Raw genomic sequence first — 12,415 nt, 5'->3', positions numbered from 1 at the left:
GATTGAAGCACAAAAAAAACTTGGCGGGGGTAGCGCCAAGTTTTTTGGATCTTGATCTGATAGAGGGGTTGGGGAACAGAGAGTAGCTTCTCTCTATAACTAAATGATAATGATTATCAGTTTCATTGTCAACCATTTTTTATTTCTTTTTTCTATCAAAAAAAGCAGCCTGCGAGGCTGCTCAGATTGAGACAAAAGGCTAAAATGCCTTTTGTTTATATTTCAGCGTGATAGAAAACTTTTGAAGTCTAGGAAGGACGAGTACCGGAGCGGAGCGAATTATACATTCGTGAGCACTGGCACATAGGACTGACAACGAATGCGAGGGTTTGTCTTCACGCCGCGTCTTCAAATTAATCCATCTTGCTCATATAAATAAGCATACGGAAGGTCTATAAACAAATACATATCACCCTCTAAAGGATAAGAAAACGTACGTATCCTCTCACCGGTTTCTAAATCACTGTAAATATCGCTGAAAAATCCTTTTCCGCTAATTCTCATTTGAAGAATATTTTCTAGGAAATAAGGACGCCAGCTCCAGTTTTTTTCTATATACTCCGGCTGAAACAGCCATTCTTCTTCTTTTTTAAACACATTTCCAGTGATTTGAAAGCCTTCTTCATTACACATATAAATCCGGAAGCTGCAATCTGTTAGTTCAAGTGCCAGTTTTTGAATGAGCTCATCATTTGTGCTGCACGATTTCTTTAAAGTCGTAACAGCTAGATGAATTCGTTTATAGAATGTTTCAGAATGTTCGTAGACAGCTTGCAGCTTCTTTTTCTCATGGGCAATAAATTGCTGGAATTCTTCTCTAAGCTGATCTTTTCGGTGGCTTCGGTCGATTAATTCTCCTGCAGGCTCATGAAGATAGAACCCTTGAAAATATCTCCCGCCATTTCTCCAAGCATACTGCAGCTGGAAATTTGCTTCAATATCCTCATAAATTAAGGCAGCTCCTATTTTTCTTGCAAGCAATGAAATGCTGTACAAGACATATTCATAGGAAGGAGATGGAGCCGATGCCTTTAATGCCTGTAAATCTATTTTTAATAAATCAGGTGAAAGCAAGGCAATCCGGTCCAGATTACTGCTTTCTTTTCCTATATTTGAGACGGCGATCTTAATCCCATATGTACGATAATACGTTAACGTATGGTATAGCTGTTCAATGTCGCCGCTAAACGTATGCTCTGCAAACTCAATAACAAACCGGTTAAGCTGAATGCCCCTTGCTTCATATTCCTTTAAAAGTTCTAAAAAGCTTTCACCATGATCCAGCATAAGGATATTGGCATCATGATTAATAAAAATGAGCAAATCGTCATCTGCAGTTGTGAAGAGATCAAGTGCTTGAGTCAATACTTTGTGATCTACTTCCAATTTATATTCGTCAGGAATAGATGAATCCGTAAAGAAGGAGCCTAGGCTGACCGTTTCTGACTCAAGCTTCATTCTTCCTAGAATCTCATAGCCTATCACTTTTTGCTCTTCCGCACTGAATATTGCTTGATAGTGCGGGAAAACATCTTCAATATTCGTTAAAATATCCAATGGATCGACCATTTTCATCACCTGCTTCTCTCTTTGTGTGATTATACCACATCAAAAGCAGGTCTTACATCGTCAATCAAAATGGTGATTGGTTGAGCCATTGTCCCCCATCCATCGTGATACAATCTCCATTTATATAAGACGCATGCTCAGACAATAAAAAGCTCGCAAGCGCTGCAATTTCCTCAGGTGTGCCCAGTCTGCCAAGAGGAACACTATCTAATGTTCTTTGCGCTGCCTCTTCAGATTCCCATAGTTTATCTGCACCGCCTGTTCTCTCAATTGGACCTGGTGCGATCGCATTGACGCGAATGCGATATTGCTTCCCCCATTCCACAGCAAGCGTTCGAGTAAGAGACAACACACCGGCCTTTGCTGCCGCCGAATGCGCCACGCCTACACCAGCACCCCATGCATAGGTGGCCACCATGTTAATCATACTTCCCCTTTTCTTTTGACGAATCCAGTAATTCCCCACTGCATGGCTGCAAAAAAATGTACCATTTAACACAATATCAATGACAGCCTTCCAGCCGTTAGGAGACAGTTTTTCTGCTGGCACTAAAAAATTTCCTGCTGCGTTGTTAATGAGGGCATCGACATCACCAAATGTATCCACTGCAAACTTGACCATATGGTCAGCATCCTCCGGGTTTCGTACATCCATTTGGAAATAAGCGACCGATCCGCCCTTCTGCTTCATTTCTTTTGCCGCTTTTTCCAGCGTCTCTTCCGTTCTACCAGTAATCACGACATTCCAGCCTTCAGCTGCCAAATGAGCAGCCATCGCCTTCCCCATACCGCTTGATCCCCCTGTGACAATCACTGTTTGTTTCGTCATTTGTTCTCCCCCTCTGTGTCATTTGAATGACTATTCATTCATTATTGTCTATCATATCATGATTGACCCTCGGTGCACCATATGGGAGATTTTCCAAATATGATGCTATACTTAATTTTATTTATAAAGGAGTCTTATATGAAGCAGCTTTCCCGCAGACAATTTTTAAAAGGAGCAGCTGGTGCGAGTATTCTCGGTTTTTTGGCTGCAAGTTGTGGATATGGATATGCCAGGTACATTGAGCCGCGCATGATCGATACCGTGTCACTGACCATTCAAGATGCTCAGCTTCCAGCTTCATTTGACCAGTTTAAAATAGCCCAATTTAGTGACGTTCATTTAAGTGATACATTTTCTGCGAAGGATTTAGAAGCCATCGTTCAGAAAATCAATGCTGCATCTCCAGATCTCATTGTGTTCACAGGTGATCTCGTTGATTTTCAAGCATCGACTGAAGAGCATGAAAAAGCGAAGGCTTATTTGAATAAGCTTCATGCTCCGTTCGGTAAGCTTGCCATCTATGGAAATCATGACTACGGACCATTTGGCGTGGAACTTTATGAGAATACAATGGAGGCTTGTGGATTTACAATATGTAAAAATGATGTGTTTCTATTAGAAAAAGATCATGCGCATATTCAGATTGCTTCACTGGATGATCTCATGATGAGCGTGCCTGATTACGATTTAATCAAACAGGAAGTATCATCTGATTTATTTACGTTACTGCTCGTCCATGAGCCTGATGCCGCTTTAGAGCTGAAAACAACACCTATTAACTTGCAGCTTTCCGGGCATACGCATGGCGGTCAAGTGCAGCTGCCTTTCTATGGACCAGTTCTCACAGCACCTTACGGCCGTACATATGTAGAAGGTTTATACGGCATCGATCAGCACCGCATCTATGTCAACCGTGGACTTGGAACAACGCGGCTGCCGCTTCGGTTTTTAGCCAAACCCGAGTTAACCTTTTTTACATTGACATCTCGCGTATAAATAGAAGCCAAACCGCCCTCTCCTGCATATGTATAATCAATGATCTTTCTCATGACAAATGTTAGGAGAAACCTTACTGGGCCTGATTCCGTCCATATAGTATGTCAAGTGACGGCATCATGGCTTCTTTTATTTGAGTAAAAGGAGTGTGCTTTGGTGCTTCGATACACGGTGAAAAGTGGAGAAACCCTTGCTTCTATAGCACTTGATTTTCGAACTACAACAAATGCCTTAAAGGCTGCAAATCCGTCATTTCAAGCTCGCGAGCCCGAACAAAATGAGGTCATTATCATTCCTGGTTTGCCGGATCCTAATACGATCCCTTACCGCATTTTTGTTTCGATTTCAACGAAACGTCTCGTTTTGTTTTCTGGATCACAGCTTATTCGTTCGTATCCGATTGCAACAGGGAAAATTTTAAATATGACACCGACAGGTTCTTATTATATTGTCAACAGACAGCCAAACCCAGGAGGTCCCTTTGGCGCTTATTGGCTGAGCCTCTCAAAAATTCATTACGGCATTCACGGTACGAATAACCCGTCTTCAATTGGTAAAGCTGTTTCTAGAGGATGCATTCGCATGTATAATCAGAATGTCATCGAGCTTGCTTCACTCGTTCCAAACGGAACACCTGTGACCATTAGCCAGTAGATGAAATCAATTGTACGAATGGTTAAAATTTTATATGATATAAAGTGGGATCTTCAGGTTAAGGAGCGTATTTATGGATATTTTTAAAAACAGAAATTTTGTTCGTCTCTTTTTTGCAGCACTTGCTTCGCAAATGGGGACAACAGTAGGCAATATGGCGTTTGCCTTTTATTTGCTCGACCATTTTAGTCATCAGCCCGCATACGCCACATTGGCTGAGCTCATGTATTCTCTTCCTACCGTCTTTGTCTTTTTTATGGTCGGTGTAGTCGCAGACCGTTTTGATCGTAAAAAAGTCGCAGAGAATTGTGATTGGATACGAGCTGGGCTGACGATTGTATTATTCATCGTTATTTATTTTAATTCACTGCCACTTATTTTCTTGATCTTGTTTATTCGAAGTGCCATTACGAAATTCTTCTATCCAGCTGAAGCTTCTCTCGTTCAGGCCATTTTAAATAAAGATCAATATGCAAAAGCCGCTGGCTTAAATCAAATGCTGTTTAGTTTATTTATGGTATTTGGCGTTGGTATTGGTGCCATTATGTATAAAACGATTGGACTTCACGGTGCCATTACAATTGATTTAGTCAGCTTTATTATTTCAGGCATCCTGATTCGTTCATGTAACATTCCAATTGAAGCGCGCCAGCCAAATGGACAAGCTGGCTGGAGAGGCATGACCATCAAAACGTCTCTGAAAGATTTTAAAGAAGGCATTCTGTATATTTTAAAAAACAAATTATTGGCTTCTTTAATTTTTGGCTTTTTTGTTTTCGGTCTTGTCAATGGCGCATTTGCCGTTCTTCCGATGTTTACAATGAAATATGGACTTTCACCGGACCATTTTGAACTGCATACATCCTTCTTTACCATTGCGATTGGTGCAGGTCTGCTCGTTGGAAGCTTAATGGGCTCTGTCCTCGCTAAAAAGGTAAAGATGCAATATCTCATGTCGATTCCAATTCTGGTCGCAGGTATTTTGATTTTTGTCCTTGGCTCTACCCATACATTATGGTTGTTTTATGTCACATCATTTGTCATTGGTACATGCATTGGCCCAGTCAACATTGTCATTGGCGGCTGGCTGCCTAGAATCGTCCACCCTCGCCTGATGGGCCGTGTGTCAGGATGGGTTGATCCGCTCACTATGTTTGCTCAATCGATGACATTAGGTCTGATTGCTGTATTATTTCCAAAACTCATTACAAATGTTTCTTATATTTATTACGGAATGGGCTTTATTATTTTACTCGTCTTCCTTTTTTACTTCATTACACTGCCAAAGTTCAGCAGAGAAGCTGCCGACTTAGACGTGCAGCGTGAACTAAAGGGTCAGGGAGTTCAATAAGTAAATAGCAAAAAGGACTTTCTTTTCAGGAAAGTCCTTTTTGCATGGCTGAAACATCCTTCATGTCATTTCCTCTGCCCATAGAATCTGTTTGAAGCATGCATAAATAAATCACATATACCTCGCTTTACTAACGCCTCCATCCTTTTAGCACCTCTCGTTTTGTTTTGTTGATCCATTTTTTCTTGTTTTTCACAATAAAATTCCTTTACATCATTAAACGTTTTATAGTAGGATAGTCAGGTTGGAGGTGAAGGAAATGCTAAAAAGTTACTATTTTATTCATACAAAGAATGAACAGGGACAGTTTGTTGTACATACAGAAGATTGTGCATTTTTAGGTGATGCTGCAAGCCGTACATTGATTGGCATGCATATGAATGGGGAAAGCGCCATGGGTGAAGCCAAACAAATGACGAATGAAACTGACTTTAATGGTTGTTTTTATTGCGCTTATTCTATTCATACAAAATAATTCATCTGCTTACATCATATAAAAAAATATCATTTGAGAAACTACCCATTTTAATAAATAGGTAGTTATCATGAACTAATAGTTCACTTTATTTATATTTCATTCAGTCAATTCTTCTTATCATTCCTTCTATTGTTCAACACCCCTCCCCCTCATTTTTCGGCTGATACAATGCCAAGAATAAAATCATATAGACAATACAAGCTGTCCCTATCCATTGGAAAAGTCCGAATGGCTCTTTTAACCAGAAAACAGTCGTAACGACTGCTGCAAGGGGCTCAACACTTCCAATTAAGCTCGACTCTTTTGGTGATAAGTATTGCAAACTTTCTATGTAAAACCAAAAAGCGATCATCGTTCCAAATATGACCACAAATAATAAATAGACATACGCTTCAAAAGGTAAATGAGTGAGATTAACCTTCCATGGGGGATGGATCAAGCTAAGGGCGCCTCCTCCTATCAGCATTGCCCAGCCGACAATCACTAGAGAGTCGAATTGTTTTAACAGGTTAATTGGATATAACGTATAAAACGAGAGCGCCACAGCCGATAATATTCCCCAAATCACTGCCGCAAATGGAACGGTTAATGTTGAAATAGAACCATTCGTCAATAAGAAAAACATACCCGCTAAAGCCAATACCACTGTGACCAGATCTCTTCTAGTGAAGGTTGATTGCCTGCGAATGACCAAATACACGATAATCATAACAGGGGCAGTATACTGCAGCAGCGTTGCCACAGCAGCATTTCCATGTTGAATGGATGCCATATACGTATATTGAACAGACAGCATCCCCATTAGCCCAAATAGAAGGATTTGCATCGCTGTCCTCTTCTTTTGCCACACACCCATCAGATGTGTTTTTTCTTTTGTCATCACATGAACAAATAAAAGCAATCCCCCTGAGATGAGCAGCCGGACCGTCACAAGCCAATCGACATCAATCCCATATTGCTGAAACAATTTTTGTGAAATCGTTCCTCCTACACCCCAGCAGATGGCGCCTATGAGTACAAGTAAAATGCCCTTTCTCCTATTCATTTTCATTCTCCTCAATTCTCAACAAATCATGATAATATAGTTGATAGTAGTTCAATTTGTTACATATTGATATATGAATTGAACATAAAAATAAAAGAATATTGAGGAGAATCATGCACAACCATCATTTTCTGATTGACTACAACCTGAAAGAATTAACGGAGCATTCCACGACAACATGGCCTATTGCTCTTTATCATACGAAAATTCGTCATCATAGAAGCGGCTATATTCCTCTTCACTGGCATGACGAGTTTCAATTTGTCTTTATTTTAGAGGGTGAGGCTGAATTTCATATTAATGAAGAGACATTATATGTAAAGCAAGGAGATGGCATTTTCATCAATAGTGGCTGCCTGCACATGGTAAAAGATGCGAATGGGACGGCATGTACTTATGTTTGTTTAAATGTCTCTCCCTCTTTCATCACAGCGAATGAATTATTCACCACTTTTGTCCATCCTTATATGCATGCGAGCCAGACACCTTATATTTTACTCAACCGAAAAGATCACTGGCCAAAGCAGATTTATCAATGTATTCAAACCATTCAACAATTAATTGATGAAACTCCAGTCTATTATGAACTTGAACTCAATATTCAGCTCATCACCATTTGGAAAAGCTTATTACAAAATGGCTTCCAAATGAAACATGATGCGCGTAAACACGATAAAAATGAACGGATGAAACACATGCTGAATTGGATTCATCAGCATTATCATGAAAAGATCCTTCTCCAAGATATCGCTCGTGCAGGTCAGCTTAGCCGCTCAGAATGCTGCAGATCCTTCAAAGACATTTTAAAGAAATCACCTATGCATTATGTAAATGAATATAGAATTCAGCAAAGCCTCATCCTGCTTCAAGAAACAAATCTCACTATTACAGAAATCGCTTACCAAGTAGGCTTCAACAGCACAAGCTATTTTATCAATTTGTTTAAAAGAATAAAAAATACGACACCTTTAGCATATAGAAAATTAAAACAGCTGGATTCTCTCCAGATAAAATGGATAAAAGAAAAATAATGCAGAAGGCGTCTTAAATGGCTTTTGTAAATACAAACGCTGAGAATGGCTACATTTCAATCGCCCTCGCCTAATGCAGACTAGGGCATTTTTTATTGCTGTTTTTGTTCTTTTAGTTTCTTGAAAATCACAAATTGATAAACTCCAAATAATACGGTTAGGATCATAATTGCTGTAAATAATTGATCGACTGGAAGCAAGAAATATACGACAATAAAAGATAAAAGCAAAACAAAATAACCTATATTGAACGCTTTTTTGAATGTCATGATATTACCTCCTTTTTACAATCATATCACGTTTTAACTAACCGAATAACCAAGTTTATCCAGTTAAAGCCCCTATCCATTTATGGACAAAAGCTTTACTTGTTTTAACGCTTTTCGAGACTGTTCCTCTAACATCTCCTTTATGCTGTCAATCTAATCTAAAAATTTACCGTTCACAGTTTACGACATACTCATGCGACTATACTGATAAGCAAAAGAATACCAGTCAAATTCATAGCTGATCGTCTTGGGAACAACCCTCAAATGATTAATGATATATATAGCCATACCTTTGAAGAATTAGAAATAGAATCAGTTGAAGTTTTTGCAGAGGCTATGAATTTATAATTTGGGGGATGTTTGGGGGGATTCTAAAACACAAAATTTTCAACCCTCCCTAATCCCTTTATACCAAAGGTTTTCTTTTTACAATAACTCTATTTGCAATTTACTAATAAAAACGTATAATTTATACTAAGCACAGGAAGACGAAAGACAAAGGAGAGAAAAAATGGACGATTATGCTCATACTAAAGACATAGAACCTACAGCAGAAAACATCGCAAAAGCCATTTATACTGTTAACCGCCATGCTAAAACCGCACCAAACCCCAAGTTTCTTTATCTTTTGAAAAAACGCGCGCTGCAAAAACTATTGCAAGAAGGTAAAGGAAGAAAAGTGGGCCTACATTTCTCTAACAATCCCAAGTATAGTCAACAACAGTCCGACGTGCTGATTGAAATTGGAGATTATTATTTTCACCTGCCACCAACGAAAGAAGACTTCGAATTTTTGCCACACTTAGGAAATTTAAATCAATCATATCGCAATCCGAAAGCGAATATGTCATTAAACCGAGCAAAGCAAATACTTCAAACGTATGTCGGTTTAAAAGAAAAACCTGCCGCCACAAAACAAAAATCACATTACACAAAGCCCGTCTTCAAACGTCTCGGGGAAAGTTATTTTTAAACAACAAAAAACCACTCATACCGAGTGGTTTTTTGTTTAGATAATAAAATGATCGACTTTTTCAATCAGCTGATGAATTTCTGGTTTACTGATTTGATCATCTGCCCCGATCGTTTCCCCTTTATGACGCAAATCTTCAGTGATTAACGAAGAGAAAATAAGAATCGGAATGGAATTTGTTAAAGGATTGTCCTTCAGCAGTTTTGTTAGCCGGTGGCCATCCATTTTAGGCATTTCAATATCCGTAATAATCATATCAATTTCTTCTGTGACACTGATTCCTTTGCTGACAAGGTCCATGACATGATCATATGCCTGTTTGCCATCTTCAAAGGTCACAATGTTTTTATAGCCTGCTTCGGTTAATTCATTTGTTAATAAACGCATGAGAAGCGGAGAATCTTCAACGACATACAGCTTCTTCCCTGTTCTTCTCTCGTCTTTCTCACCGTCAAACATATGATACGTATCAACACCAGAAGCGGATTCAATATCATAAATGATTTTTTCGTAATCTGGAAGGAAAATCATTTTTTCATCAAGCTTAATGATGCCCGTTAAATGACGGTCCATCCCTTGATTGAGTGCAGTCGGCTTCTCAATCTCTTCCCAGCTGACGCGGTGAATTTGTGATACCGTTCCTGTATGGAACACAAATTTCCGTTGGTTGAATTCAGTCACAATATATTTCTCTTGTTCTGACTGATCTGACTCGACATTAAAAAAGGAAAATAGATTGATGACTGGTAAAATCTCGCCTCGTAAACTAATCATCCCTTCTACATCTTGGTGAGAGTGCGGTACAACCGTCACCTCAACCGGCTGAATGATTTCTCTTACTTTCATGACGTTAATGCCGAATTGATTTGCACCAATTTCAAACTTCACAATTTCCAATTCATTGGTACCAGAGTCAAGTAAAATTTCTTGTTTGTTTAAAGCCACGGAAATCCCTCTATTCTTCAATATAAGATTGTACTTTTTATATCGGCAGCATAGGTAAAAAGTTGACGTTTCTTTACGCTTTCTCTCGAACGAATTGATGAATCACAAGTCCTATCGCTGCAAGGATGAGCAAAGACCCTAGTGCAAGGCGGCTTGCGAGATTTCCGTGCTCTGCAAACAGCAGGGTAACTGAGCCATAAATGATCGGCCCGATAATGGAAGATACCTTCCCTGAGAATGCAAAGAGGCCAAAAAACTGTCCCCTTTTTTCCTTCGGTGTCAGTTCAATAATCAAGATTCGTGATGCCCCCCAGCTTGCGCCAAGTGAAATCCCGAATAAACTGCCCGCTATCCAGAAGACCCATTCGGTTGCCGCTGTCACAGCCAGAATCAGCGCCACAATTAAAATGACATACACGACTGTAATCGATCGCTTTGCCCCTATCGCTTTTGTGATATATCCAAACAGAAAGGAGCCAATGATACTTGAAATGGTCGACACAAGATAGAGCAAAATAAATTGCCCAGCTGTAAAGCCAATGATGATTTTGGCATAAACAGCCATCATCGCAATCGCTGTTTGTAAAGCATCATTCATAAAAAAGAAAGCAATCATAAAGATAAAAGCTGGCTTGTACTTTTTCATCTCTTTAAACGTGTGAATAATCTCTTTATACCCGCTGAAAAAAGACGCCTTTTTCTCTCGCTGTGGCAGCGGATGAGGATCTTTTACAAAAAAGAGAAAGGGTAGAAAAAAGAGAAGGAATAAAAGAGCTGTCGGAATAAATGCTTCATGAAACTGGTCATTGCCGACAAGTAAATAAACAGAGAGGCCGACAAGTGTTCCTAAATAGCCAACAGCGATACCAAATCCTGAAATAAGCGGGATTTCTTCCTTTGTCCCAAGATCGGGCAAAATGGTGTCATAGAAAACAAGACTAGAATGATAAAAAAACTTTGCGATCACAAACAAGGTGACCACGACCAATAAAGAAACAGGCAGCCCAAACCATTCACTTGAGAAATCAATCCCAGCAAAAATCCCCATCAAAAGCGTACAGGCAATACATATGAACGTAAACACCGTAATGTAGCGTTTCTTTTTTCCTGTACGATCAATCAGCACTCCGTATAAAGGTGTAAAAATGACGAGAAAAAAGCTGGCTAGTGCGTTTGCATAAGAAATAAAGGTGCTGGCGATCTGGTCCATTCTCGCACTGTCCCCGATCGTTTCCTGCAAGTAAAACGGGAAGAAAATGGTGATCATATTTGATGAAAAGATCGTATTTGCAAAATCATACAACGCCCAGGCTAACACAGGTGCTGTCAAAAACAGCCCAAAGCCTGCCCCTTTTTTCTGTGCGGTTTTTTTTCCTGTTCTCAATCGATTGTCTCCCTTCCCTGCCTCATTTTCACTATCATTCTATTTTATGTGCTGTTTCCCTCATCCATACAAGCGATCTATGAAAAAAAGCACCTCTTACCATATAGCAGAGGTGCTTTTTTCATTATTTCTTCACAACAATGGTACTTGCAATCAAATCGTGAAGTGCTTGTTTTTTTTCTGTGAAAAAAGCAATGATATAGCCAATATATAAGATCGGAGACAAAAAGCCTTTTGCAAAGAAGCGGCCAGTTGCACGTCCGAATGTGACCTTTTCGCCTGTGACTTTTGTTACTTTGATGCCGAGAGCCATCTTTCCAAGTGTTCCTTGCAATTTTGATGATTCCATGATGGCGTAATAAAGCCATGTCACCACGGTACCCATCAAGATTGCCCCTATATAGAAAAAGATCAGTCCCATAATAGCTTCCCATTCCTCATCCGTTATGACGGTTGAAGAATAGTAATAACTGTCGTCATCCATCATCATTGCTGCCTCTGGGCTTGAGATAAAAAAGACTGACGCCAAAATAAACATGATAAATGCAATTGGTACACCGATAATGATACCGTCCAAAAGGTGTGCAAGAAAACGATAGCCTACACCTGCTAGCTCAGGATGCTTCTTTTCTTGAATGTGTGGTTCTGTTATGTTGGTTTCCATCCTATTTCTCCTTTATTATGTATGTTTTCTATAAATTTCTTATAATCATTCGTTATTATATCCTATGAATATAGCAAGATCAATGGAGCTTTACACTTTTACATACATTTTAGATCAGTTTGATCTAAGCGATTTATGTGAATAAATACTGAAAATTTGTGAAAAAAATGGCACTTCTAGTTCTTTTACCTCCTGATTTTTTAACATTTTGTGATATTTTCGTCTTG

At 39.3% G+C, this 12,415-nt stretch carries 14 protein-coding genes; 7 read left to right on the top strand and 7 right to left on the bottom strand.

The features are described from left to right. Positions 1–348 precede the first annotated feature (348 nt). Positions 349–1,569, bottom strand: a complete 1,221-nt coding sequence (locus BA81_RS08575) for an EAL domain-containing protein (protein WP_034281946.1) — start codon at positions 1,567–1,569, stop codon at positions 349–351. A gap of 64 nt (positions 1,570–1,633) precedes the next feature. Next, the gene (gene fadH / locus BA81_RS08570) at positions 1,634–2,398 is read right to left on the bottom strand and encodes a 2,4-dienoyl-CoA reductase (protein WP_034281588.1); all 765 of its coding nucleotides are present in this window, start codon (positions 2,396–2,398) and stop codon (positions 1,634–1,636) included. Positions 2,399–2,536: 138 nt separating this feature from the next. Between fadH and BA81_RS08565 the strand changes: the two genes are divergently transcribed. From BA81_RS08565 to BA81_RS08550, 4 genes are all read left to right on the top strand, one after another. Next, complete coding sequence (locus BA81_RS08565; protein WP_034281586.1) at positions 2,537–3,394, top strand: metallophosphoesterase; 858 nt, start codon at positions 2,537–2,539, stop codon at positions 3,392–3,394. A 156-nt stretch (positions 3,395–3,550) separates the two neighbouring features. Continuing rightward, positions 3,551–4,048, top strand: a complete 498-nt coding sequence (locus BA81_RS08560) for a L,D-transpeptidase family protein (RefSeq protein WP_034281584.1) — start codon at positions 3,551–3,553, stop codon at positions 4,046–4,048. A 73-nt stretch (positions 4,049–4,121) separates the two neighbouring features. Beyond that, positions 4,122–5,399 carry an MFS transporter gene (locus BA81_RS08555; RefSeq protein ID WP_034281582.1) on the top strand — a complete coding sequence of 426 codons (1,278 nt, stop codon included), beginning with the start codon at positions 4,122–4,124 and terminating at the stop codon, positions 5,397–5,399. Positions 5,400–5,658: 259 nt separating this feature from the next. Further along, complete coding sequence (locus BA81_RS08550; RefSeq protein ID WP_024424712.1) at positions 5,659–5,874, top strand: hypothetical protein; 216 nt, start codon at positions 5,659–5,661, stop codon at positions 5,872–5,874. A gap of 136 nt (positions 5,875–6,010) precedes the next feature. On the opposite strand, the gene BA81_RS08545 is transcribed toward BA81_RS08550, so the two are convergent. After that, complete coding sequence (locus BA81_RS08545; protein ID WP_034281580.1) at positions 6,011–6,922, bottom strand: DMT family transporter; 912 nt, start codon at positions 6,920–6,922, stop codon at positions 6,011–6,013. Between the two features lie 113 nt (positions 6,923–7,035). On the opposite strand from BA81_RS08545, the gene BA81_RS08540 reads away from it, so the two are divergent. Further along, on the top strand, positions 7,036–7,953 hold the full coding sequence (locus BA81_RS08540) for an AraC family transcriptional regulator (protein WP_034281578.1): 918 nt from the start codon (positions 7,036–7,038) through the stop codon (positions 7,951–7,953). 92 nt (positions 7,954–8,045) lie between these two features. Here BA81_RS08540 and BA81_RS19755 read toward each other — a convergent pair whose 3' ends face one another. Next, positions 8,046–8,222: a hypothetical protein gene (locus BA81_RS19755; protein ID WP_169737552.1), complete on the bottom strand. Its 177-nt coding sequence runs from the start codon at positions 8,220–8,222 to the stop codon at positions 8,046–8,048. A 201-nt stretch (positions 8,223–8,423) separates the two neighbouring features. On the opposite strand from BA81_RS19755, the gene BA81_RS19200 reads away from it, so the two are divergent. Together BA81_RS19200 and BA81_RS08535 are read left to right on the top strand one after the other, a co-directional pair. Then, on the top strand, positions 8,424–8,570 hold the full coding sequence (locus tag BA81_RS19200; protein ID WP_326848880.1) for a hypothetical protein: 147 nt from the start codon (positions 8,424–8,426) through the stop codon (positions 8,568–8,570). Positions 8,571–8,733: 163 nt separating this feature from the next. After that, complete coding sequence (locus BA81_RS08535) at positions 8,734–9,195, top strand: YkyB family protein (protein WP_008356877.1); 462 nt, start codon at positions 8,734–8,736, stop codon at positions 9,193–9,195. Positions 9,196–9,231: 36 nt separating this feature from the next. Here BA81_RS08535 and BA81_RS08530 read toward each other — a convergent pair whose 3' ends face one another. From BA81_RS08530 to BA81_RS08520, 3 genes are all read right to left on the bottom strand, one after another. Beyond that, positions 9,232–10,140 (bottom strand): chemotaxis protein, encoded by a 909-nt coding sequence (locus BA81_RS08530; RefSeq protein WP_024424709.1) that lies wholly within the window; start codon positions 10,138–10,140, stop codon positions 9,232–9,234. 73 nt (positions 10,141–10,213) lie between these two features. After that, a complete protein-coding gene (locus BA81_RS08525; RefSeq protein WP_034281575.1) occupies positions 10,214–11,524 on the bottom strand; it encodes an MFS transporter in 1,311 nt (436 codons plus the stop codon). Positions 11,525–11,648: 124 nt separating this feature from the next. After that, positions 11,649–12,188 (bottom strand): RDD family protein, encoded by a 540-nt coding sequence (locus tag BA81_RS08520; RefSeq protein ID WP_024424707.1) that lies wholly within the window; start codon positions 12,186–12,188, stop codon positions 11,649–11,651. Positions 12,189–12,415 lie beyond the last annotated feature (227 nt).

The organism is Bacillus safensis FO-36b (genome assembly GCF_000691165.1).
In the GTDB taxonomy this organism is placed as follows: Bacteria; Bacillota; Bacilli; order Bacillales; family Bacillaceae; genus Bacillus; species Bacillus safensis.
Note: the sequence above shows the minus strand (reverse complement) of the source record. Positions and strands in the feature narration are given on the sequence as shown.